This window comes from Desulfogranum japonicum DSM 18378 (assembly GCF_000429945.1).
GTDB classification, from domain to species: domain Bacteria; phylum Desulfobacterota; class Desulfobulbia; order Desulfobulbales; family Desulfobulbaceae; genus Desulfogranum; species Desulfogranum japonicum.
In genome coordinates this window covers 147,654-171,662 of record NZ_AUCV01000008.1, presented here as the reverse complement: position 1 = coordinate 171,662, position 24,009 = coordinate 147,654, and the positions used below count along the sequence as shown (strand labels likewise).

General features: G+C 45.4%; 19 protein-coding genes. 11 read left to right on the top strand and 8 right to left on the bottom strand.

The features are described 5' to 3' along the window. Window positions 1–262 precede the first annotated feature (262 nt). The 4 genes from G493_RS0107395 to G493_RS0107375 all read right to left on the bottom strand — a co-directional run bounded on the left by G493_RS0107395 (window position 263) and on the right by G493_RS0107375 (window position 4,993). Entirely contained in the window at window positions 263–658 is a 396-nt protein-coding gene (locus G493_RS0107395) for a thioesterase family protein (RefSeq protein WP_028579864.1), read from the bottom strand. Window positions 659–804: 146 nt separating this feature from the next. Continuing rightward, a complete protein-coding gene (locus tag G493_RS0107390; RefSeq protein WP_028579863.1) occupies window positions 805–2,106 on the bottom strand; it encodes an L-lactate MFS transporter in 1,302 nt (433 codons plus the stop codon). Between the two features lie 568 nt (window positions 2,107–2,674). Continuing rightward, entirely contained in the window at window positions 2,675–3,262 is a 588-nt protein-coding gene (locus tag G493_RS0107380) for an acetate uptake transporter (RefSeq protein WP_028579862.1), read from the bottom strand. A 681-nt stretch (window positions 3,263–3,943) separates the two neighbouring features. Continuing rightward, window positions 3,944–4,993 (bottom strand): hypothetical protein, encoded by a 1,050-nt coding sequence (locus tag G493_RS0107375; RefSeq protein ID WP_028579861.1) that lies wholly within the window; start codon window positions 4,991–4,993, stop codon window positions 3,944–3,946. Window positions 4,994–5,305: 312 nt separating this feature from the next. Between G493_RS0107375 and G493_RS31920 the strand changes: the two genes are divergently transcribed. From G493_RS31920 to dnaE, 8 genes are all read left to right on the top strand, one after another. Beyond that, the gene (locus G493_RS31920; protein WP_051309103.1) at window positions 5,306–5,905 is read left to right on the top strand and encodes a TorD/DmsD family molecular chaperone; all 600 of its coding nucleotides are present in this window, start codon (window positions 5,306–5,308) and stop codon (window positions 5,903–5,905) included. After that, window positions 5,906–8,122 carry a molybdopterin-containing oxidoreductase family protein gene (locus G493_RS0107365; RefSeq protein WP_028579860.1) on the top strand — a complete coding sequence of 739 codons (2,217 nt, stop codon included), beginning with the start codon at window positions 5,906–5,908 and terminating at the stop codon, window positions 8,120–8,122. Between the two features lie 55 nt (window positions 8,123–8,177). Next, window positions 8,178–8,981 (top strand): 4Fe-4S dicluster domain-containing protein, encoded by an 804-nt coding sequence (locus G493_RS0107360; RefSeq protein ID WP_028579859.1) that lies wholly within the window; start codon window positions 8,178–8,180, stop codon window positions 8,979–8,981. A gap of 79 nt (window positions 8,982–9,060) precedes the next feature. Next, the gene (locus G493_RS0107355; RefSeq protein WP_028579858.1) at window positions 9,061–9,873 is read left to right on the top strand and encodes a sugar phosphate isomerase/epimerase family protein; all 813 of its coding nucleotides are present in this window, start codon (window positions 9,061–9,063) and stop codon (window positions 9,871–9,873) included. Between the two features lie 162 nt (window positions 9,874–10,035). Beyond that, window positions 10,036–11,193, top strand: a complete 1,158-nt coding sequence (locus G493_RS31915; RefSeq protein ID WP_051309102.1) for an OmpA/MotB family protein — start codon at window positions 10,036–10,038, stop codon at window positions 11,191–11,193. Window positions 11,194–11,236: 43 nt separating this feature from the next. Next, complete coding sequence (locus tag G493_RS0107345; protein ID WP_232363725.1) at window positions 11,237–12,037, top strand: motility protein A; 801 nt, start codon at window positions 11,237–11,239, stop codon at window positions 12,035–12,037. Between the two features lie 444 nt (window positions 12,038–12,481). Further along, window positions 12,482–13,387, top strand: coding sequence for a pentapeptide repeat-containing protein (locus G493_RS32940; RefSeq protein WP_205623648.1), 906 nt, complete (start codon window positions 12,482–12,484; stop codon window positions 13,385–13,387). A gap of 129 nt (window positions 13,388–13,516) precedes the next feature. After that, complete coding sequence (gene dnaE, locus G493_RS0107330) at window positions 13,517–17,044, top strand: DNA polymerase III subunit alpha (RefSeq protein ID WP_028579855.1); 3,528 nt, start codon at window positions 13,517–13,519, stop codon at window positions 17,042–17,044. 176 nt (window positions 17,045–17,220) lie between these two features. Here dnaE and G493_RS0107325 read toward each other — a convergent pair whose 3' ends face one another. The 4 genes from G493_RS0107325 to xerA all read right to left on the bottom strand — a co-directional run bounded on the left by G493_RS0107325 (window position 17,221) and on the right by xerA (window position 20,824). Beyond that, entirely contained in the window at window positions 17,221–17,751 is a 531-nt protein-coding gene (locus tag G493_RS0107325) for a zinc ribbon-containing (seleno)protein DG (protein ID WP_028579854.1), read from the bottom strand. Between the two features lie 42 nt (window positions 17,752–17,793). Further along, window positions 17,794–19,221 (bottom strand): ATP-dependent protease ATPase subunit HslU, encoded by a 1,428-nt coding sequence (gene hslU / locus G493_RS0107320; RefSeq protein WP_028579853.1) that lies wholly within the window; start codon window positions 19,219–19,221, stop codon window positions 17,794–17,796. Next, a complete protein-coding gene (gene hslV / locus G493_RS0107315) occupies window positions 19,208–19,756 on the bottom strand; it encodes an ATP-dependent protease subunit HslV (RefSeq protein ID WP_028579852.1) in 549 nt (182 codons plus the stop codon). Before hslV ends, hslU begins: the two co-directional genes overlap by 14 nt. A 156-nt stretch (window positions 19,757–19,912) precedes the next feature. Further along, complete coding sequence (gene xerA, locus G493_RS0107310) at window positions 19,913–20,824, bottom strand: site-specific tyrosine recombinase/integron integrase (RefSeq protein ID WP_028579851.1); 912 nt, start codon at window positions 20,822–20,824, stop codon at window positions 19,913–19,915. A 115-nt stretch (window positions 20,825–20,939) separates the two neighbouring features. Here xerA and xseB point away from each other — a divergent pair, with 115 nt between their 5' ends. Genes xseB through dxs form a run of 3 tightly spaced genes read left to right on the top strand, consistent with a single transcriptional unit; the run spans window position 20,940 to window position 23,971 of the window. Then, window positions 20,940–21,170, top strand: a complete 231-nt coding sequence (gene xseB, locus G493_RS0107305; RefSeq protein WP_028579850.1) for an exodeoxyribonuclease VII small subunit — start codon at window positions 20,940–20,942, stop codon at window positions 21,168–21,170. Then, a complete protein-coding gene (locus G493_RS0107300; protein ID WP_035273881.1) occupies window positions 21,151–22,056 on the top strand; it encodes a polyprenyl synthetase family protein in 906 nt (301 codons plus the stop codon). The genes xseB and G493_RS0107300 overlap by 20 nt, the downstream gene beginning before the upstream one ends. 1 nt (window position 22,057) lies before the next feature. Beyond that, window positions 22,058–23,971, top strand: a complete 1,914-nt coding sequence (gene dxs, locus G493_RS0107295) for a 1-deoxy-D-xylulose-5-phosphate synthase (RefSeq protein WP_051309101.1) — start codon at window positions 22,058–22,060, stop codon at window positions 23,969–23,971. Window positions 23,972–24,009: the final 38 nt, after the last annotated feature.

The following is a 24,009-nucleotide window of genomic DNA, read 5'->3' as shown; positions in this document are numbered from 1 at the left end:
CATGGCAGGGGTGACTGCGGCAGCATACCGTAGCACTATTACCACCGCGCATTTTTTCCGCCCGATAACTATCTAATAAACCACCGGCTCCAACGTTTACTCCATGCCAGACATGGAGTTCCTCAACCCCATAAGCCTTCTCCATATCCTATTTCCCTGCCATTCCTACAGGCAGGCCCCCTTGTCATACATGTAAGGTGAACCAGTGAGGACATTGGTTAACTGTGTCTTTAGCGATGATCCAGAAAGGAAATACACAAACCTACTTTGCAGGTGCACCTGTTTTAGCCATGAACTGATCAGTGTCGATAATAAAACGCTCGTGATGCCCTCGACCAATAACACCAGCTTCATCCTCAGCTTCAACCTCAAAAACAAGCTTACGACGATCAATCTTTACAAGTCTTGACCTGCAAACTACCCGCATGCCGACAGGCGTAGCCTTTGTGTGGACGATATCAACTTTTGTCCCCACAGTACCGTATCCGTCAGGCAAATACTGAAGTACTGACATCAGGCAGGTTTTCTCCATTAAAGCAACCATGGCAGGGGTTGCATACACCTCAACCAGTCCGCTTCCATAGTTAGCTGCAGTATCCTCATACTTAACCATCAACTCCTGAACGCCTTCCTGCCCCACGGGAATTTCAAACTCCACAGTGTATCCTCCCTGTTACATTATACAATTTGATTGCATTAAAAAAAGCGTGGATATGTCCACCACATATCCACGCTTTGCTTTGTACTACTGACAACTCTGCTTAATATAAATAGCCAGAGCGCATCATGGCATAACTGTTTACATTACTGTTCAGCTGGAATATGTTCATCATCCGGCCTTTTGAGCATAAGCGCAATAATAACCGAGATGACAAGCAATCCTGCAGAAAGATAAAATGCAGTATCCAGGCTACCGGTTTTATCCTGAATGGTTCCGGCAAGACGGGGCATAAAAGCACCCAGCCCCCAACCGAAGAAAACAACACCGAAATTCATTCCAAGATTTTTAGGACCAAAAAAGTCAGCTATAAAAGAAGGCATCAGAGAGAGCAATCCTCCATATTGCCAGTAGCCAATACCGACAGCCAAGAACAACAGGAAGATATTCTGAGATGCCATAATCATCGGCATACAAGCAAGTGCAATAGCAGCAAGCCCATTATTCAAAGCATACGCTTTCATACGGCTCCACGCATCGGAATACACACCTGTAGCGGGACGTCCTGCAGCGTTCATGATACCACCGTATGAGGCGAGAATCCAACCATTGGCTGCCAGGAAAGGTATGGCCTTTGACGTTTTAGCCAACATACCTGCAGCTTTTCCTATAATGAGCAACCCTGATTGAGTGGCAAGAATAAACATGATGAGCAGCATCCAATACTGAGGAGTTTTGATCATCTGCTGCCAGTTCCAGTTTTTATTAGTTGCAACTGCACGCTTCAGATGGGCACCTTCTTTAACAGGCGGTGTTGGTGCGACATAGCCTTTTGGCGGAGTAAGCAGAAGCTGACCTGCGACGATAACAACAACTGCGAAAAAAATACCCAGAGCAATAAAGCTTCCTGTAATTCCGTACTTATTAATCAGGAAACGTGCCAAAGGTGCAATGTAGATAGCTGCGCCGCCGTAACCCATAACAACAAGGCCTGCGATAAGGCCGCGACGTTGCGGTCCAAACCAAGCCAGAGCGGCAGGAGTAGGAGAGGCATATCCAATTCCCATGGCAGAGCCACCAAGTATACCAAACCCAACTATCAAGCCTGTATAGCTTTTCATTAGGCCCGCCACTATACAACCTGCTACTAAAAGAAGACCGCCGAGTGTGGCCCCGAATTTCGGACCGAATGCGTCCCTGATTTTACCACCAGGAATCATGGTGAGCGCAAAGAAAATAACGCAAATGGAAAACGGCGTAGATGCCTGTGCATTGGTCAGATAGGTCCAACCGGCATTTATGCCTTCCATTGGTTGGCCAGCGAGTTCGCCATTAACGAGAGACTTCCCCCAGACACTCCAGGCATAAAGAATACCCAGACATGCATTGATCGCTGTACCCGCGAACGTGGTGATCCAAGCTTGAACAGGCACTTTGTCTTGACTCATAAACAACCTCCCCCTTTGTAATGATTCACTATTGTTAAAGACACAGAGATTTGTCTCCATGCCTATGGTGGACAACGCAATCAATACAACCCACTTCGTCAAGAAAAATTTACTGAAGCTAAGGTCTTATAACAGCCTGAAAAAAGCGAGTCAAGAATTAAAAAAAGGAGGAATCCATCTTCACGACGAGGCAATTTGACACACAACAAAAGACGATGTTACAAGGAGAAAGAAAAGAAAGAACGGAAAATATAGTGCCGGAAAAAAGACAAGCTTACCAACGTTTTTCCGGACTTAACCTATTTAAATAAATCAAAATTTGAAAATAGTCGCCATCAATAAACATGCAAAAAAAACAAAAGAAAAATAATGCTTATCCCCTGTAATTTACCCTTAAAAACGGTGCACGTTTACCTAGAATCGCCTAACCATTGAACAACAATATCAGAAAAAAGGGGGTACTCTCCTTTTTTCTGATATTTTCGTTACATTTTACCGGGGTAAACACTTACCCCCAGATCATCAACCTACTGATATTCAGCGTATAGTCTTACGATGAAACCAGAGCTCAGTTAACTAATGGTTTGCCAACAGGTAAAATGGGGCGCCCAAAAAGTTGACCATAAATAGCCGCCGCCATCATATACCATGCGAGAGAGGCGCAGACGATCAGATCTATGGCTGTAATTTTGAGCAGTTGAGCTTTCATACCAGCCAGGAATACCAGATCCAGGCCGATAAAGCCAAGCAGCAGTGTGGTAAAGGTTAAAAACATAGCCATATGGACACGCATGGATCCAATCCACATGATAATGGTATACAGGGTAAATCCAACAAGGAAAAAGCCAATATCATTCGTTGTAATCCCTAAATGCTTCCAAGTATCAGGGACTGCATCAGCCAGAAACCAAATTGAGCCTAAAGCCATCCAAAACCCGCCATACGTACAAAAGGCGCTGTATCCAAAGTTGTTCCCACACTTAAACTCCTGAAATCCGGCAATAAATTGCATCAACCCGCCGACGAACATCGCAGTACAGAATATGGTGCCGGTTCCCATCCAGCCCAAATTATGAAACTGCAGCAACATAGTTGTCAACCCGAAACCAGCCAAACCTACCACTGCCGGATTACCCATTGGTTTTACATCTGCCATACCCCCTCCTTGTAACAAGATTGTTTAACACCTGAAACGATTCCAGGCGCCCTTAAAAAAGGGATTTTCTACCAGAATGCCTGCAAGAAAACCCCAACTCACCTGTTAAACAACTAGAACCATAAAAATAGCAGCACATATTCGGCAAAGCACAACTGTAAACACATCGCCCCTTACAAAAAAACAGGCAAGAGCGGTACAGGATTCGCGTAAAATCTCAAAGTTTGCAAAGCGAAATCATGCACGATAGTACTCAAATATCAATTCAAAGCTGGCGTAATGAGGAGTCATTACAAAAAATTAAAGAAGAACACAAAGAGAGAGACAAAAAAAGGATTACGAGACAACAATTCATACCTACACATTCAATAAAAAATCTTAGATAAGCTGCCAAGATGACAAAAGGGTCCACCACAACCCTTTTTAATCAACAGTTAAAATTGCAAATAGCTACAGATCCACCATTACCTGTAACATTAACAATTCTTATCATATACAGCACAAAGATTTTTTTACGCACTAAATAGGATAATTATCTAAAATCTGCTATCTTTTTCCTTATTTCATGTTTATTGATCTTTATCTAACACGGTAAAAATATTTGTCAACAGAAAATATCAACTACAACACCATAAGCCCCACATTGTCGTACATATAATTACTATCAACGTCCCCAGTGGCCTATGCAACCAGATCGATCTGCTGTATTGTTCCTGCCTGCCCATCTTGCTTGAGAAAAATTCCGGTGGTGCGCACTACTCCCTGCAAGTCATTATTTGAATCTTTGAGAGAAAATGCAGTCGAAATATTCCCTAGATATATTGCCCCGATTCCCTTCTCGGCTAAAGCAACAATCGAATCATTTCCCTGATCATCTTTTGTCCAAATACGAAGATGAGAATAAAGGGAATCATTCTCATCAATCCAGCCATTTTCATCATCATCAAAAAGAGAAAGATCTGCAAAACCATCTCCACTCAATGCCCCGAATAACTCTTTGCCATCATTGATCACGCCGTCATTGTTCTTGTCCCATGCCAGAAATCCTGCACCAGGCTTGACAAATGCGATCTGGTTTTGCTGCCCATCCGCATCGATATCAAAGGAAAATGTCTGTTTGGTAAGTTCAACTCCAGTACCGGCAAAATCTATAACAAGTGGGTCTTTCAGCGCATCACCAGCTCTTACAGAGAGCTGCTCCGATGTAAAAAATTCCCTGCTCATATTCAACCCGATATCAATATCTATCTGTTTTCCATCTGCGGTACGTACCTGCCCCTTGGCATTGAATGTGGTTGATTCCACTTCGGAGTGTTGTAACGAATAATTATAGATTATTCCCCAGCCACTGTTTTCCTGATCAGAAGAAACTGCTTTCTCTGGGCTCGCATCAGGTATCGATTCAGACTGAATGGATTGTACAATTTCGGCAGGTGAACTGAGCCTGAATTTTGCTCCAAAAATTTTTTCGAGCAAAGCCTTGAGCAGACGCATATTCAAATCTTCCAGGGGGTCCATTTCCTCAAGACCGGAAACAGTCAATGCGCCGGCCTGCTGTGTACGCCCTGAAGAACTGAGTTCTACGGTATCTGCTATTTTGGAAGAAAGGATATCAGTATTTGGTTGTTCAGGTTCTCCTGTAGTCCAAATTTCAAGAGTTTCATTCTGGACCGAGGTTTCCTTCTCGTAATGATGGCTTGTTAAAAAGAGTGATGAATCAGTAATTTTCATAGGTCCCTCCCTGGTTACCTACCTTTGCATACTACTGTCAACTGGACTGCCCTCATCCATGAGCGCATAGTGATCCTATTCGTTTATCGGCAGAAATAATGGAAACCTTAAGAGGATACGGCAGAGCGCTGTTGTCTTAGTGAATATTATATGCTACGATGTGTGCACTTTTTATAAAAACTAGGGGGACAGATATAAGTTTTTTTCAGCCGTTAGAATACAGTCCAGAAGGATACCATCACAGCAGTTCCTATAACGATCGTATTTCCTGAAAAATACTTCCCATTAAATACCAGCAGAATGGTCCGAATCATGGCTATACATGATACTGATCTCTCATCAGAGAATCTCGATGAAGAGGCACATACCCTCAGTGACGTCTACTCGTTTTTATCACTGACTATGCGCTACCCTAACCCTGAATTTCTTGACCGCCAGTTTCTGGAGACATATGTCCTGCTTCTTAAATCCTTGGGATGGCAGGAAGAGGCCGAACAGATTCAACTTCTGATTTTTTCCAGTGAATCCTGCCTGGACGAATTGCAACTTGAATACACCCGCCTTTTTATCAACGCAATCCCAAAGTCCACAGTCCCTCCCTACGCATCTGTGTATATGGATGGCGATGGAACATTACAGGGCAAAACGACAGAAAAAATACATGACTTTTACAGGAACTGCGGATTTGACATAGCTGACTCCAGCGAACCGCCTGATCACATTCAACATCAGTTGGAATTTTTAGCAGCCATTGTCAAAGAAAAACGTTTTGACGAAGAAGAGCAGTTTGTAAAAACACTCTTTCGTCCATGGTTTAAACGGTTTAAGGAGCAAGTATTGAGAGAAGCTCGACAGGATTATTACATCGTGTCGATACAGTTAATTGATTTTTTCACCAAGGAGGAACAGTAAATGGCAATACATCTGTCCAGGCGGAGTTTTCTTAAAACCGCCTCCATTGCCGCTGCGTCCGTGCCATTATCAAAAGTTGTGGCAAAAGCAGAGTCTGATGTTGTTAAAGCACCACTGGTGCCCCCTGGAAGTTTTAAAGATACCCAGACAGTCGTTGGCGGTGTCTGCGAAATGTGTTTCTGGCGCTGTCAGTTGGTGGGTAAAGTACGGGATGGCAGGTTAGTTAAAATCGAAGGTAACCCAAAATCAATCGATAACGGTGTTTCCATCTGTGCCCGCGGTAACGCAGGTGTTAAAATGTTGTACGACCCAGACAGATTGAAATATCCGATGAAAAATGTTGGCAAGCGTGGAGAACCCAAGTGGCAGCGGATCACATGGGAAGAAGCACTGGATACCTGCGCCGAAAAACTTAAAGGCATTGTTGAAGAGCATGGCCCTGAGGCCCTGGCAATTTTTCCCCATGGTGCGTCTGCAAGTTATCCCTTTCATTTTTTTGAGCATACCGTAGGAACTCCGAATGTTTCGGAAGCTTCTTTTTTTCAATGTCGCGGTATCAGGGATATGGCGTATGTGGCAACCATAGAAAAACCGCCGGGAGAAAATGTGGATATGCCCAATACCAAGGTGCTGTTCCTCATTGGCGGCCACTTTGGTGAGAACGTGCATGTCTCTCATCTCAAACGATACCTGAAAGGATTGGAAAACGGGGCGAAACTCATTGTTGTAGACCCACGCTTTTCAGCCTCTGCATCCAAGGCGGATGTCTGGGTGCCCATTCGTCCTGGCACAGACACGGCCATGCTTCTTGCCATCATGAATTACCTCATTGAAAATGAACTGTATGACGCAGACTTTGTCGATGAATATGGCGAAGGCTTTGAGGAGTTTGCTGAAGGTATCAAAGAATGGACACTGGCCAAAGCAGCCATAGAATGTGATATTCCTGTTGCCCAGATCAAACAGGTTGCAGAGATGCTTGCGGAGAATGCGCCCAACGTTGCTATCCATCCAGGCCGTCATGTATCGTGGTATGGAAATGACTTCCAGCGTCAGCGTGCTCTCGCCTGCCTGACCGGCCTGCTTGGTGCGTTTGGAGTCAAAGGTGGCTTTGTTCCACCTAAAGGACCTAAAGGACTGAAAAAAGTTTCCTGGCCCCATGGAGAACATGAAGCAGACCGCTTAACAGAATACTCCGACAATCCCTATACATTTTCACCTCCAGGCACTCCCACTGATCTGATCAGGGACGCAGCCATCACCGGCAAGCCCTACCCCATTAAAGGATGCGTAGTTTGGGGGCAGAATCCAATTCAGACAATCCCGAACCAGGAAAAAACAATCCAGATGTTACAGCAAATGGATTTTGTCATGTGCACGGATATCCAGCCCACAGACATTACCATGTTTGCTGATATTCTCCTGCCGGAGTGTTCATATCTCGAACGATACGACTATATCAAAACCGGTACCCAATGGAACTTTGCCGATGAGCATCAGCAATACATTGCACCACGTATGCCGCTGGTTGAACCTGGTTTTGAACGAAAAGATGGGATCTGGATTACCAATGAAATTGCCAAACGCATGGGGTATGGCGAGCATATTCCTGTTAAGGACCAGGTGGAAATGGTTAACTATCGCCTTTCCGGTGTAGGCCTATCCCTGGATAAAATTCGTGAAGAGGGCGGTATTCACCTCCAGCCAGGTGTGGATCCCTACGGTGTAGACGAAGATCTGACTATTCATTTTTATAACGAAGATCTTGAAGACGAAGATTATCCACCTATCCCCACATACATACCAGTGGATAGAGCGCCCGCCGGGTATATGCGCCTTCTGTATGGCCGCTCACCATTGCATACGTTCAACCGAACCCAAAACAATGCCTGGCTCATGGCAGCCAACGACTCCAACCCTGTCTGGGTGAACGACAAGGTAGCAGAGGCTTTAGGCCTGCAGGACGGAGATACGGTTAAACTCATTAATCAGGATGGTGTGGAATCCCGAACCACCACCACTGTCAAGGTTACTCCCGGTATTCGCAAGGATGCTGTTTACATGTATCATGGCTTTGGCTCCCGTAATCCTGAACTGACCATTGGCCACAACAAAGGAGTTGATGATACGAGCCTGATTACCAGGCTCGCTGTAGACCCAGAAACAGGATGCCATGGCATGCGTAATAACTTTGTCAAACTTGTGAAAGTAAGTTGAGAAACGATACAGATCTACTCTCAACAGCTGTAGATATCTTCCGGAGGAAAATGAAATGCATTATGGCATGATAATAGATATCGATAAGTGTGTCGGCTGCCATGCCTGCACCATTGCCTGTAAGGCAGAGTGGGAAGTTCCCGCTCAATTTGGCCGCAACTGGGTCTATAGACTTGGCCCTGCGCAAACCTCCCAGGGGCTCTCCTATACGTATTATCCGGGGCTATGTAACCACTGCGATCAACCATCCTGTGTGGATGTTTGTCCCGCTGATCCGGTTTCCATGACTTTCAAGGATGCTAAAACCGGAAAGACCATAACAATGGAAGTGGCAGCCACCTGGAAAGATCCGTTCAATGGTACCGTTCAAATCGATAAAGAACGTTGTATTGGATGCGGTGCCTGCCGAGACGCTTGTCCCTATGGTGCTCGCTATATCAACGAAGACCTTGCAGATGATGAAAGCATGGGCAAGGCAGATAAGTGCACTTACTGCGTTGAACGATTGGCAGAAGGACTTGAACCTGCATGTGTGCAGACCTGTCTGGCCGGAGCACGTATATTCGGAGACTTGGACGACCCCAACTCTGATGTTGCCCAATATGTAAAAAAAGGGGCAAAAGGACTCACCTCAACTGCGGTGCAGATAGGCCCCAACAGTATGTATTACGGTAGCAAGCAAGCTGATATGGAACTGTTAATGCAAAGTGCCCCTCAAGAAATGCCAGAGGCTTCTTTACGCAGACGGATGTTAGCCCAGATGACCAAACCAGCCATGAAGAAAATTAAAGAAATAGGGCTGTTAGGCCTTGCCGGTTCTCTGTTGGTCAGTTCGCTGGACAACAACAAATCTGAATAATTTTCTTCAGCGTCACTTGCTGAACGAATTCCTCCGCACTACTCAGAGTGGTGCGGAGGAGCATCTATATACCCGAGCCATGTACCATAACGAATTTCGAAGTTATCGACGTTTTAGTGGCAAAATTTTTATAAATGCTCCCTTCAGCAGACTCCGTACGGACCTGCTGCCGACTTTCATTGACAATGGCCTCCAACCGGAAATAGGCTTGGAGGGAAATGATCTCTGGGATACTCCCCAGCAGGAATTTATTGAGTTGGCAGAACTTCTCAACAGGCATGGTCTTCATTGCACCTTACATGCCCCCTTTCATGACCTCACCCCTGGCGGCTTTGACCGTGAAATCATTCGAGTGACCCGCGAAAAGCTTACCCTGGTATTCAATTTACTCCCCGTGTTCCAGCCGAAAAGCATTGTCTGCCATCTTGGCTATAATAACCTTAAACATTCCCAGGATTTAAACAGGTGGCTTGATGTCTGTACAGAAACATGGACACCACTCCTTGAATCAGCGCAGCGTTATCACGTACCAGTGATGTTTGAAAACACCTACGAGCATGCACCTTCTATTCATATGGCCTTGCTTGAAAGGCTTGCTCCCCTGAATCCTAAATGTTGTCTCGATACTGGTCATATCCTGGCCTTTTCCACTACATCCTGGGAAAATTGGTACTCTGCATTTTTGCCGCATCTTGGCCAATTGCATCTCCATGACAACAACGGCAGCACAGACCAGCATCTTGCTCTTGGTCAGGGAATATTTCATTTTGACAATTTTTTTTCTGAATTACAAAACAAAGAAGAACTCCCAATTATTACTTTGGAGCAGCGCTCAGTGGAAGATGTCTTGCATAGTCTATCCTATCTTGCGCGCACCATTTTTGCTCCCTGACCTCAAAAACCTACTCTCCGTAATACCTTTTGGCATCACAGCAAAGGAAAACTCCGTACCTGCCGCGACACCTGTCTGTTTGATCCATGCTACTCCTCTTGCTTCTTTATAAAGGAAGAAAAAAGTACTTTTCTTTCAGTACGATAATACCGATAATATGGTATGGAAGATAATAACAGGAAAGATACTGAAGCGATACCAATAGATCAGAGCAAGGGTATATCTGACGAAGAACCGCTTATACAGGAAGTTGTCAGCCGACCGCCAGCTGACTACCATGCTACCATTTCTCAACCTGTATTTGTGATTGAAGATTCTTTTTACCGTTCCCGCACTCCCCGCTCTGTTCATTGGTCCATTGCATGGTCAGATCTGATGATGACGATGTTTATTCTTTTCCTGACTTTGTTCATCTATCAATTAGCGCATCGAGAGTTCCTCTCCCAGGACAAACCAGAAGTTGTGTCCGGTTCCGTCATTTCCGTTCCCCCAAAAACAGATCCTTTTACTGTTCCGTTTCATCCAATATCTCCTCAATTGTCTGAACATAAGGCTGACAAACTTAAAACACTGGAATCAGCAAAACCCGAAACACCTGAAGAAATTACAGACATTATTGAAGAACCTGTACAGGATCGCCCTATCCCTCCTCTCACTCCTCAACCGAAGCCCATCTCTCCGTCCATGAATATTGGAGATCTGACCATAGCTCAAAAAACGCCTGGATCTCCCGAGATATCGCAAGAGCCTGAGAAAAAAATAACAGATGATAAAGCCACCCCTACAGCGAAATCCTTGCAACAAGGACAGCGGGAACATAAAGAAATAATTTCAGAAATCTATGATTTATCACAATTAACAGTTGCTGAAGAAAAACTGGAAAGATTTGCCTCTGTTGAGCTAATACCGGATAAAGCAATGCGAATCATCCTTACAGGAGACCTTCTTTTTGCAACCGGAGAAGCCGATCTTACCCAATCTGCCCAAATATCGCTGGGTAAACTCTCGCCCATCATTGCCCAGACACCATATATGATCAATGTAGTAGGCCACACGGATTCAGTTCCCATGCACTCGTCTCTATACCCAACCAATTGGGAGCTTTCAGTTGCCAGAGCCAGTAAAGTTGCGAGATTTCTTATCGAGGAGATGGGTATTTCCGGTTCACAAATTGTAGTATCGGGCTTCAGCTATTTCAGGCCTGTCAAACCCAATACAACCGAAGAAAACAGAAGAGCCAACAGGCGGGTGGAAATTATTCTTTCAAAAGAAACTCCACCAGTGATACACTCTGATCAACCCAAACTCTCTGCGCCTTAATACACTAATGATACGACGAAACTTAATAGGGCTTATCCTTTGTATGTCGATTTTTATCACTGGGTTTGTTCTCAAAGGCAACCTCAGTCTCTACTTTAACCTTACAGGACTATTAATTGTAATCGGTGGCAGTCTGTCTGCAGCATTGATCAGTTTCCGCTTGCAACGCCTGAAAATTGTTTTTCACGTTGTACGTTCTTCCTACGCACAACGTAGAGTCTCTGAAACAGAAATAGTTCATATTCTAATAAATTTAGCTATCAAATCCCGTATAGAGGGCATTCTATCCCTGCAGGAAGATGAAAATGAAACATCTATTCTTTTTCTCCGCAGGGGACTTGGGTGCCTGGTTGATAATTATGAACCTTACCAGATTCGGGATATTCTCAACACTGAGATGTATTTTTTTAAAATGCGCAGGGAAGACAGTGAACGGGTTCTTCGAACAATAGGCGATTTTTTACCGGCTTTCGGCATCATCGGTTCAGTGGTCGGATTAATCTCGATGCTGGCTGGCATCGGCGATACTTCAGTTATCTTACGCACTGTACCTGTTGCTCTTACCTCAACCCTCTATGGACTGGTACTAGCTAATTTCTTTTTTATTCCCTTTGCCTCCAATTTACGGGAACGAACTAACCATGAGCTTCTTCTTCAAAAAATTATCCTTGAGGGTATCATTGCCATTGAAAGCGAACTCAATCCAACCATATTAAGGACTAAATTACTTTCTTTTCTCACCCCATCTGAAAGAAAGGACGACCTTGTACCACTGGCCAAGATCAGAGAACGATTCAACATACGGGATAAAGACACAGGCCAATTCATTGATCTCAAAGGATGATCCTTTTTCTGTCAAAAGATCATAGCCAAACCGATGAGGACGTGGCATATTATATGCTTAATTGCAATCAGGTTGTTTCAGAAAGAGTTGTTTCACTGATGCAATCATTCATGCTCCCTGCATCCTGACTCCAGCCTTTCATTGCTTACACACAACGCACGGCAGCAGATCGATGGATAGGAGCATTTCAATGCCTGTACAAAACAGCCTTTATCCGCATTCAAAAGATTATCTATCGGGACAGTACATTTATCATTACTGGCATTGAAGGCGTTTTTTACCCTGTGACCTCATATCGAATTAACGTCATATTTCGCGATTTCAGTAGTCTATGTCATGCGAACATTGAGTGTGAAATATTTCTTTTTTTCTCATTTCCTGCGCTATTGTAGTTGCAGACACTTTATTCAGCTGCCAAGAATAACACCTAAACTCCTACAGGTTATGATGAGAACACTTGTTTGTTTCAGCTTGATCCTCTTTCTGACAGGTTGCGCTCCTGTCACCGTGAACACCCTCCTGGAACGGGAAAACGCACAGCTTCTCAATGCACAGGAACTTTACTCCCTCATAAACGGCAACACCCTATCTATACGAAACGCAGGGGAAGATATATCTCTCTACTTTCAGGAGTCCGGACATATAGCGGCCAAAGACATACAGGCAAACCAAGATACAGGAAAATGGGATGTTAGTGTTGATGGAGAGCTTTGTTTTCGCATGCGAAAATGGTGGCATGGTGACCTTCGCTGTTACACCCTCTACCGTGCTGAAAATACCTATCACCTCGCCAATGCTTCTGCTGTACTTGTCTATACTGCCAAGGCATTTTCAGGAGACAGCCAGAGACTCCACCGAACCGAAAAAGCGGGAAAAAGAAGCTATCGCAATGCATTACAGGCAACCAGGGAAACGACCACACAGGAGGAAACAGCAGCGCCAGGGTTGGATGAGCAAGCCTCCAAAAAAGCTGAACAGCACCATACAGATAATAAACAAGATATCCACAACACAGTGAAATGGATTGCTAAAAATTGTCCCGGTTGTAACCTGGAAGGCGCAAATCTCTCACGGGCTGATTTAATTGAAGCAAACCTCAAAGGTGCGCAACTCTATGCTGCCGACCTCTCCCACTCCAACCTTCGCAGGGCAAACCTTCAGGGGGCAGATTTGCGCAATGCTGATTTAAGGGTAGCCAACCTTCCTGGTGCAAACCTTCAGGATGCCGATCTTCGAGGAGCAAATCTCCAGGGAGCAAACCTTATAAGGGCAAATGTAACTGGCGCACAAATAGATAAGACAAGCTTTGACGGAGCCCTTCTTGACGCCATAATCGGATTCCCTCATTAATACTTTTATTGTAGTACTTAGATTTTTTCAGAATCTTTTACCAAACGAAACGGCTACTTTCCCAGGTTCAGCAGACAGTATTTCACCTCTTACAAACCTTTAATACGAATTTTTTAATAATATACAATTATGAGTGCACCATTTGTACATTTGCATGTTCACAGCCAATTTTCAATGCTTGACGGCGCGATACGCCTGGAAGACCTTATTGCCAAAGCCAAAGAATTTAACATGGAGGCTGTGGCGCTGACTGACCATGGAGCGATGTACGGCGGTCTGCAATTTTACGAAAAAGCTAAGAAAAAAGGACTTCGCCCTTTGGTTGGCTGTGAGTTTTATATCTCTGAAAAAGATATGCTTCTCCATGATCGATCCGCTGGCCACAATTTTCATCTTGTTGCCCTGGCCATGAATGAAACAGGATATCGAAACCTTATGAAACTCGCCTCACTGGCTCAGACCAGGGGGTTCTACTACAAACCAAGGATTGATACCCCGACCCTGTTTCAGCACCATGAAGGCCTTATTGTCCTTACTGCATGCCTGCATGGTGAAATACCTTACCGAATCACTCACAACAACCCGGAAGAAGCCAAGGCAAAAGCCCTGCAATACAAAGAAGTATTTGGTGACCGTTTTTATCTTGAACTACAGGAAAACTCGATTCCAGAACAAACCATAGCCAACAAAGGCTTAATGCAACTTGCCGAAGAACTGGACATCAAACTTGTTGCAACTAACGACTGCCACTATTTGACAGCCGAAGAAGCCTATGCGCACGAGGTGCTTCTTTCCATCCAAACAGGCAAAACAATTACCGATCCCGACAGGTTTCGCTTTCCAACCCAGGAATTGTATTTCAAATCAGCCGAAGAAATGGCCAGGCAGTTCAGCTACTGTCCACAGGCTATCGCCAATACACTGGAAGTCGCCGAACGATGTGATCTACAACTGGAATTTGGAAAACATTATTTTCCTATTTTTCCAGTTCCAGAAGGGCAAACTCTAGAGACACTTTTTGAACAGGGCTGTTGGGATGGCCTGAAAGCCAGGTTAAATCATCTCCGTGAAATGCAGGAAGTCGACAAAGAACTGGAGCAGGCATATGTAGACCGATTAACCATGGAAATCGGTGTTATCAAGCAAATGGGTTTTTCCGGATACTTTCTCATAGTAGCAGATTTTATAACATGGGCAAAAGAACAGGATATTCCCGTAGGTCCTGGACGTGGCTCCGGTGCAGGCAGCCTGGCCGCATTCTGTCTCAAAATAACGGATATAGACCCCATCCCATATGGTTTGATTTTTGAGCGTTTTCTCAATGTCGAGCGCATGTCCATGCCTGACTTTGATGTGGATTTCTGCAAAGACCGAAGGGACGAAGTTATAGATTACGTGCGCAATAAATACGGTGGTGACGATTACGTTGCCCAAATCGTTGCCTATGGCTCCATGAAAGCCAGGGCCGTTCTCCGTGATGTGGGAAGAGTTCTGGAAGTGCCCTTGCCAGTGGTTGACAAGGTTGCCAAATTGGTACCAGAAGAGCTTAAAATCACACTGAAAAAAGCTATTGATAAGGAACCCAGGCTACGGGATGCTATGCAGGATAAGGAAATCCGCAACCTGCTTACCGTAGCTAAATCGTTGGAAGGACTTTCCAGGCATAAATCGACCCATGCCGCCGGGGTGGTTATCTCCCCTACCCCGCTGGTGGATTACCTCCCGGTATGTATTGGCCCGAACAAGGAAATCCTGACTCAATATGACATGAAATACACAGAGAAAACCGGACTGATAAAGTTCGATTTTCTCGGATTAAAAACCCTGACAGTCATTGATCGAGCTCTGAAACTGATCAAATTTGATGTAGGAACCTCCGTTGACCTGAGTAAAATCCCCATGGATGACCCCAAAAGCTACGATCTTCTCTGCAGAGGTGACAGTCTTGGAGTCTTTCAATTGGAAAGCGACGGTATGCGAGAGCTCCTGGTCAAAATGCATCCTGAGCAATTCACGGATCTTATCGCACTGGTTGCACTTTACCGTCCAGGCCCATTGGATTCCGGGATGGTTGACACCTTTGTTGAAACAAAACACGGACGCAGACCACCAGACTATCCTCTTCCACAAATCAAGCCTGTACTTGAAGAGACCTATGGGGTTATCGTATACCAGGAACAGGTAATGAAAATTTCCAATATCCTGGCAGGATATAGCCTGGGTGATGCCGATATTCTTCGTAGGGCCATGGGGAAAAAAATTCCAGAGGTCATGGAGGAAGAACGTGAAAAATTCATGGCAGGAGCTAAAGAACTCAATGTACCAGAGGATAAAGCAAAGTACATTTTTGATCTCATGGCAAAATTTGCAGGCTATGGTTTCAATAAATCACACTCCGCAGCATATGCACTGGTAGCATATCAGACAGCCTATCTCAAGGCACATTATCCATCCCAATTTTTTGCAGCTCTTCTCAGTTGTGATGTAGACAATACAGATAAGGTCGTCAAATACATTAACGAATGCAGGCTTCAACAAATTGACGTGCTTCCTCCTGATATTAATGAATCATACAATGATTTTACGGTAATTAACGATCGCATTCGATTTGGACTTGCCGCAGTAAAAAACGTTGGGGGGGCTGCCCTGGATTTCATCCTGGCAGAACGCGAACAGAACGGACAATTTCATTCATTCACCGATTTTTGCAATCGAATTGACACGGCAAAGGTCAATCGCAAGGTGATTGAAAGTCTGATAAAAGCCGGAGCTTTTGATTCCATGGGGGGGAAGCGGGCACAATTCATGGCCGTGCTTGATCAGGCGTTGGAGCAGGCAAAGGCCGTACAGAGGGATCGGCTCAGCGGTCAGATGAGCCTGTTTTCACTGGGCAGTGCGGCTACTAGCGATCCAGCGCAGCCTGAAGAAATTCAACTTCCTGACATCGAGGAATGGCCGGACCTTGATCGGTTGGCAAGTGAGAAGGAAACCATAGGTTTTTTTCTCACCGGGCATCCACTTGAAGGAGTGAATAAGGATCTGATGCTTGTTGCTGACTCTGCAATTGATCAATCTGAAAACTGGCACGACGGACAGCCAATTCGCATTGGCGGTCTCGTAAATAGCTACAAGGAACACCGCTCCAAAAAAGGTGACCGGATGGCATTTATCTCTGTGGAAGACATGACAGGAAAGATGGAGGTTATTGTTTTTCCATCAACATTCGCAGAATGTTCTGAACTCCTGCGTAGCGAAAAGCCGCTCATCGTACTTGGCGACGTACAGGTGGGTGAGCGGGGGGCTAAAATTATTGCGCAGGAAATTCATGAATTAGATGCAGCCATAGAGCGCTATACTGAAAAGGCCCAGATTACATTACAGGCAAATGCGACATCAAGGCAGCATATGGTACAGGTTAAGGAACTCCTTTACCAGTACCACGGTTCCACACCTTTACATCTTACTCTTCACTTTGATGGCAGGGGTGAGGTGGATATAGACATCCTAAAAGATCTCACCATTCGACCCTGCCCGCAGTTTTTTAAGGAGATTGGGCAGCTTTGCGGTAACAATGCCCTGCAACTGCAAATGCGTCCCGTAGAAAGTGGACGGCGTAAGGGAAATGGCAAGTTCAAACAGCAGAAAGCCGCCAATTAGCAACGACTATTTATTACTATAAAGTAAAGCCGCCAACTCAAACAGTACGAATCCCTTCTCACAGATTAGGACCCACATATAGAATACAGGTGAAAAACTTTCACCTGTATTCCAAAATTTCCTTTCAAGGCTGACTATTCACTAAGAACTCAACCTCATTTACTACTCAGGAAAAATCAGGCAAGGCATAGTCCGCAATCCGGACAGGTTGTACTTGTCGGTTCGAAAGCATGACCGCAGGCAGGACAGATTACCTCTGCCATGTCTTGATCAAAAACAGATTCAATATAACGTGTATCGTGGTCGGCCAAGCCCGTTGCTACTGCATGTTGTCGTTGCAAGAAGGCCGTGACATCAGCATAATCTGCCTCACGAACATAAAGAGTTACCTCGGGCTGGCAACAGCTCTTACCACATGTTTGTTCTTCATTATTGCTTACCATGCTTACAAGGTGAACACGTCTCAGTTCAGCTTGTAACTGTTTTATATGCAATATATTTCCATGCTGCACAGGCAGCAGCGGTTCACCTTTTTCAATAGGTTGCATCCGCCCCATCTCATGCTGTTCTTTCAGCCTCTGCCGTTTTACCATCCGGGTACCAGAAAGAAGCAGCACTGAACAGTCGACGCAACGACTGGCATGTTTCTGGTACTCTTCACCACATTGCGGGCAATACTTGAGGTCAGGATCATACCTGGTGCTCACAGCCTATCTTCTCCTTCTTTATGTGACATATTCCGACACATATTATAAAATATAACGGCTCAGATCTTCATTATCGGAGATATCAGCAAGTTGTTTTCGGACATACTCTGCAGTCACTGTAAATGTCAGTTCTTCTTGATCAGTGGCATTAAAAGAGAGTTCGTCTAAAACTCTTTCCAATATAGTGTGCAGTCGACGGGCACCTATATCTTCTGTCTTCTGATTTACATGTGCTGCAAGCCTGGCCATCTCACGAATTGCGTCTTCGGTGAACTGGAGATCTATATCCTCTGTTGCCAGCAACGCCTTATACTGCCTGATCAGAGCATTTTGAGGTTCGGTCAGAATACGGAAAAATTCTTCTTCTCCAAGGGCATTTAAATTTACCCTGATGGGGAAACGGCCCTGCAACTCAGGGACAAGATCAGATGGTTTACACAGGTGGAAAGCTCCACTGGCAATAAATAAAATATGATCTGTTTTTACGGGCCCATATTTGGTAGTCACGGTTGCCCCTTCCACAATCGGCAATAAATCACGTTGCACACCTTCCCTGGAGACTTCAGGAGTTCCGGAGTTACCACCTCCCCGGGACGCGATTTTATCAATCTCATCAAGAAAGATGATGCCCGACTGTTCCGTACGTCGAATGGCCTTTTCTACCACACTTTCATTATCCACCAGACTTTCGGCTTCTTCTTTCTTTAACGCTTCAAATGCCTGATGAACTTTCATTTTTTTGGTTTGTTTCTTTTTCGGAAAAAAACGTGAGAAAGCATCCTGCAGAGAATTCTGCATATCTTCGACACCGGAAGCGGAAAAAACTTCCACCATGGGAGTACCGGAGGGAGCCACAATTTCAAGTTCCACTTCTCGTTCGTCGAGCATTCCTTTGTGCAGCATTTCTCGGAAACGCTCTCGTGTCGATTCGTGGTTTTGCCGTTGTTCTTCACCAGACGATCCCTCAGCCCCTGAACCATATCCCAAGGCTATAACATCAGGCTGGTGACCTTCTGTTCGCATATGAGAAGGTCTAACAGAGGGAGTATGTGGGAGCAATAAATCCAGCAAGCGTTCTTCTGCTCGTTTGGTAGCCTGATCCTGTACCCCCTCTTCAGCCTCTTTTGTCACCATATTTACAGCAAGCTGGGTCAGATCTCGAACCATAGATTCTACATCACGGCCAACATATCCAACCTCTGTGAATTTTGAGGCTTCTACTTTGATAAAAGGGCTTTGTGCCAGATGAGCAAGACGCCGGGCAATTTCAGTCTTTCCTACACCAGTAGGACCGATCATAATGATATTTTTAGGAGCAATTTCCTCCCGTAAACCTGGCTCAACCTGTTGACGCCTCCATCTGTTTCGTAAGGCGATGGCTACTGAACGTTTGGCTTCAGCCTGGCCAATAATATAGCGGTCAAGTTCGGCAACGGTTTCCCTTGGGGTCAGTGAATTAATTACGTTCATCGTTGGTGGTTTCGACAATGATATTTGAGTTTGTGTAGACACAGATAGATCCCGCGATTTCCAGTGATTTTCGAGCGATTTCCGACCCGCTGAGATCACAGTTTTCTACCAGGGCGGTGGCTGCTGCCTGGGCATAAGGTCCACCTGAACCGATGGCCAATATACCGTTATCCGATTCAATGACATCACCAGTACCTGACAATAATAACGAATACTTACTGTCAACTGCTATGAGCATGGCCTCGAGCCTTCGCAGCATTTTATCTGTGCGCCAGTCCTTGGCCAGTTCCACCGCAGCACGCATAAGATTGCCATTAAACTGCTCCAGTTTGCCCTCTAATCTATCATAGAGAGTGAAAGCGTCAGCTGTTGAGCCGGCAAAACCGGTAATAACCTTATCGTGGTACAGTCTTCTCACCTTACGTGCCTGATGCTTGATCACCGTTGGCCCCAAACTGACCTGGCCGTCACCTGCAACCACTACTTCACCCTTATGGCGCAAAGCCAGTATTGTTGTAGATCGAATTTTTTTCATGAATCTCTAGAGTAATATATAAAAGAAAATTGAAGTCCAATGGAGGATGACGTTAACCATTGGTTTCATCCAGGTCAATGCTGCCTGTGTAATAACCCGCGCAGACCAGACTCAAAATAACGCATACATACAGCTAAAATACATAGAGACCTATGTTCAATTTCCATCTTTCTGAGCCTGAGGGTGGGCTTGATCATACACTCGACTGAGGTGTTCCACATCGACATGGGTGTATTTTTGAGTGGTGGAAAGGCTCACATGCCCTAACAGTTCTTGAACTGTACGCAAATCCGCTCCCATTTCCAACAAATGGGTGGCAAAAGAGTGACGTAAGGCATGCGGGGTCACCACGGTGACTATTCCAGCCTGTTCTCCATATTTTTTGACAAAACGTTCAACACTCCGAACGGTGAGCCGCCCGCCTCTGGCATTCAGAAACATGGCCTCTCCGTCGACATTTTTGCATTTGCTTATACGGTCAAGGCGTATCTGCTCTCTTTCACGCATGTAGGCAGCAATGGCTTCGACCGCGGCTTTCCCAAAAGGGATGATCCGCTCCTTGTTACCTTTGCCTCGAACACGAACCATTTCAGCGTTGACATCATAATCGCTGAGGTTACTGCCAACTAATTCTGATACACGCATGCCGGTGGAATAGAGTATTTCCATGATGGCCCTGTTACGATGCACGAAACTCTCCCGTTCGTCAGGAGCATCGAGTAGAGCAAAAACTTCATCAACAGTAAGAAATCCAGGAACGTATTGGGCCAAACGTGGATTTCCTATGGAAGCAAGAGGATCCCGGCTGACAATGCCACAGCGCAGCAGGTAACGAAAAAACGTTCTCAACGATGAAAGCTTCCTGGCAATGGTAGTGCTGGAATTCTGCCCGTACAAGGAGGCTACAAACCCGGATATCTGGTCAGCATTGATTGTCTCCACGTTTTCCGGTTCACCACAGTAGGTGAAAAGCTCACGAACATCAGCTGAATACCCGGCAATGGTATGCGGAGAGTACCCCTTTTCAACCTTCAACCAGACAATGAATTGTTCAATGTTTTCGATCATAATGAAACAGCTATTGAAACCAAAGACTAATATGTTTACATTATACAATTACCTTTCTGTCTTATGGAGAGCAAGATAATATACTCAAGCCATGGAAAAACAGAGTTAACAGACAATGGCCAAAAAGAACTTTGAAAGCGCACTCGCCAAACTGGAGCAGATAGCAACTGAGCTGGAAGCCGGTGATCTCCCTTTAGAATCGAGTCTCAAAAAATTTGATGAAGGTATCCAGTTGGTTCAATTCTGCAGTGGCAAACTGGAAGAAGCCAAAAACAGAGTGGACCTCCTGCTTCGTAAAGACGGGACCTGCACGACTACCCCCTTTGATGAGGACGCAGGTGATTAAAACATATCTTAAAGAAAAAAAATCTGTTGTTGAAAAGGCTCTCGGCACCCTTATGCTGCAGGCTGAAGGTCCATTTGCTGAACACATAGAAGCAATGCGTTACAGCCTCTTTGTGGGAGGAAAACGGATACGACCGATTTTATGCCTTGCTGCAGCTGAATCCGTGGCGCAAAATGAAAAGGTTGACCAGACCGCGTTACCCATAGCTTGCGCTCTTGAGTGCATTCACACGTATTCGCTCATTCATGACGACCTGCCAGCCATGGATAACGACGATCTGCGTCGGGGAAAGCCTACAAACCATGTGGTTTATGGTGAAGCACAAGCAATATTGGCCGGAGACGGATTGCTCACCTTTGCCTTTGATCTATTAAGCCGAAACGATACTGTTGCTATCCCCCCGGTGGCGCAAATGCAAATCATCCAGGTTATAGCCAAAGCAGCAGGTTCCATGGGTATGGTAGGCGGCCAGGCTCTTGACATCAGCAACGAGGGAAAAAATATTCCCTACGAAGCGCTACAGACCATGCACAAGAGCAAAACAGGGGCACTGATTACCGCTTCGGTCCGTAGCGGTGCACTGGTTGCAGGAGCAACACCTGCACAAATAGAGGCCCTGGCAACCTATGGAGACAACATAGGCCTTGCTTTCCAAATTGCGGATGACCTCCTTGATATAGAATCAACCACCGAAGAATTGGGCAAACCGGTTGGAAGTGACCTTTCAGCGCATAAAGTAACGTATCCATCGCTGTTTGGGTTAGAGCGATCTAGAGCCATGGCCCAGGAAGCTGTGGAAGCTGCGCTTGCTGCGTTAGCTCCTTTTAATCACTTTGCTGAGCCACTCCGGGCTTTGGCAGTATACATTATAGAACGGAAGAATTGACATGTTATTGATGGACCCCCAGCTGAATCAGCAGGGCAAAGTGCTTGAAGATATCCATTCACCGGATGACCTGCGTAAGCTGAATTACAGAGAACTTTTAACCCTGGCCAGGGAATTGCGTGAAACAATAATCACTACCGTTTCAGAAAATGGTGGCCATTTGGCTCCCAGTCTCGGTGTGGTGGAATTGACCATGGCACTCCATTACGTGTTCAACACTCCAGAAGACAAACTTATCTGGGATGTGGGCCACCAGGCATACGCACACAAACTGCTTACCGGTAGAAAGGAACAATTTCATACCCTACGTAAGCAAGGTGGCGTCAGCGGGTTCCCAAAACGTTCTGAAAGTATCTATGATCATGTAGAGACAGGACATAGCTCGACCTCGATTTCCTACGGATTGGGGATGACTACCGCCAAAGAACTACTTGATGATGACGGCAGGGTCATAGCGATTATAGGTGACGGTTCCATGACCGCAGGTATGGCTTTTGAAGCGCTGAACCATGCCGGAGACCTTGACAAGAATCTCATTGTCATTCTCAATGACAACGAGATGTCGATTTCTGAGAATGTCGGTGCCATGTCCAGCTTTCTCAGCAGAAAAATGACCAGTAAAACCATCCGGCGGCTACGAGACCATATTGAAGAACGCCTGATGGCCCTAAGCTCAGTGGGGGAAAATATACTTTCTGTGCTTCGCAGGAGTGAAGAGAGCCTGAAAGTCTTCCTCACCCCGGGTATCCTTTTTGAAGCATTCAAATTCAAATATGTAGGTCCCATTCCAGGTCACGACCTCGATGCACTTATCACAACGCTGAGAAACGTACGCGACCACGAGCACCGTCCGGTTTTAATACATGTGATAACAAAAAAGGGTAAGGGATACAAACCTGCTGAAGAAAATCCCGGTGCATATCATGGTGTTGGTCCTTTTGACATCCAGACGGGCAAAGCAAAACCTGCCTCTCCGTCTCCGCCCTCATACACCAAGATTTTTGGAAGTACTTTATGCAAGCTAGCACAATCAAACAAAACAATCTCTGCCATCACAGCCGCCATGCCGGGAGGTACCGGTCTCCAGGCATTTTCAGAACAATTTCCAGATCGTTTTTTTGATGTGGGAATAGCCGAGCAACATGCTGTAACCTTTGCTGCCGGCCTTGCTATGGAAGGTATGCGACCGTTTTTTGCTGTCTATTCATCTTTTATGCAGAGAGCATTGGATCAGCTTATCCATGATGTATGTCTGCCAAACCTGCCTGTAGTTATCGCCCTTGATAGAAGCGGTGTGGTAGGGGCAGATGGCCCGACCCATCATGGTATATTTGACCTTTCCTTTTTAGGGTATATTCCAAACCTCACCATCATGGCTCCAAAAGATGAGAATGAACTGCAACATATGCTCTATACAGCCAGTAGGCATAATGGCCCTGTGGTACTTCGTTACCCCAGAGGCAATGGAGTTGGCGTTCCTCTCGACAAAGATATGAGGGAACTTGAATACGGCACAGGCGAAGTGCTGCAAAGTGGTGAGGATCTTTTACTTCTTCCCGTTGGAAACCGTGTTTATCCTGCTCTTGAAGCGGCAGAAAAACTCAAGCAATCTGGTATTAGGGCAGCTGTCCTTAACCCACGTTTTATCAAACCGCTTGACGAAACTTTACTCACTCACTGGGCACAGCAGACAGGCAAAATTATCACCATTGAAGATAACTGTATCCAGGGAGGATTTGGCAGCTCCGTAATGCAGATGCTTGTAACACAGGGGCTGAATATTCCCCTTAAAATCCTTGGCCACCCAAACCAGTTCATCGAACATGCCTCACAACAGGTTTTATGGGAGAATTCAGGTATAGATACCAAAGGGATCATAAAAGCCGCCCTGGAGTTTACAGAAACAAAAAAATAGGCAATTTCTTCGACACATCAAAGATGTACGATTAACAC

Bases quoted from the DNA above. Each gene is read 5' to 3' on its own strand.
- G493_RS0107375 (WP_028579861.1), bottom strand. From the start codon at position 4,993: ATGAAAATTACTGATTCATCACTCTTTTTAACAAGCCATCATTACGAG.
- G493_RS0107365 (WP_028579860.1), top strand. From the start codon at position 5,906: ATGGCAATACATCTGTCCAGGCGGAGTTTTCTTAAAACCGCCTCCATT.
- hslU (WP_028579853.1), bottom strand. From the start codon at position 19,221: ATGAACGTAATTAATTCACTGACCCCAAGGGAAACCGTTGCCGAACTT.
- G493_RS31915 (WP_051309102.1), top strand. From the start codon at position 10,036: ATGGAAGATAATAACAGGAAAGATACTGAAGCGATACCAATAGATCAG.
- G493_RS0107300 (WP_035273881.1), top strand. From the start codon at position 21,151: ATGAGGACGCAGGTGATTAAAACATATCTTAAAGAAAAAAAATCTGTT.
- xseB (WP_028579850.1), top strand. From the start codon at position 20,940: ATGGCCAAAAAGAACTTTGAAAGCGCACTCGCCAAACTGGAGCAGATA.
- G493_RS0107380 (WP_028579862.1), bottom strand. From the start codon at position 3,262: ATGGCAGATGTAAAACCAATGGGTAATCCGGCAGTGGTAGGTTTGGCT.
- dxs (WP_051309101.1), top strand. From the start codon at position 22,058: ATGTTATTGATGGACCCCCAGCTGAATCAGCAGGGCAAAGTGCTTGAA.
- G493_RS0107360 (WP_028579859.1), top strand. From the start codon at position 8,178: ATGCATTATGGCATGATAATAGATATCGATAAGTGTGTCGGCTGCCAT.
- G493_RS0107355 (WP_028579858.1), top strand. From the start codon at position 9,061: ATGTACCATAACGAATTTCGAAGTTATCGACGTTTTAGTGGCAAAATT.
- dnaE (WP_028579855.1), top strand. From the start codon at position 13,517: ATGAGTGCACCATTTGTACATTTGCATGTTCACAGCCAATTTTCAATG.
- hslV (WP_028579852.1), bottom strand. From the start codon at position 19,756: ATGAAAAAAATTCGATCTACAACAATACTGGCTTTGCGCCATAAGGGT.
- G493_RS0107390 (WP_028579863.1), bottom strand. From the start codon at position 2,106: ATGAGTCAAGACAAAGTGCCTGTTCAAGCTTGGATCACCACGTTCGCG.
- G493_RS0107345 (WP_232363725.1), top strand. From the start codon at position 11,237: ATGTCGATTTTTATCACTGGGTTTGTTCTCAAAGGCAACCTCAGTCTC.
- G493_RS32940 (WP_205623648.1), top strand. From the start codon at position 12,482: ATGATGAGAACACTTGTTTGTTTCAGCTTGATCCTCTTTCTGACAGGT.
- xerA (WP_028579851.1), bottom strand. From the start codon at position 20,824: ATGATCGAAAACATTGAACAATTCATTGTCTGGTTGAAGGTTGAAAAG.
- G493_RS31920 (WP_051309103.1), top strand. From the start codon at position 5,306: ATGGCTATACATGATACTGATCTCTCATCAGAGAATCTCGATGAAGAG.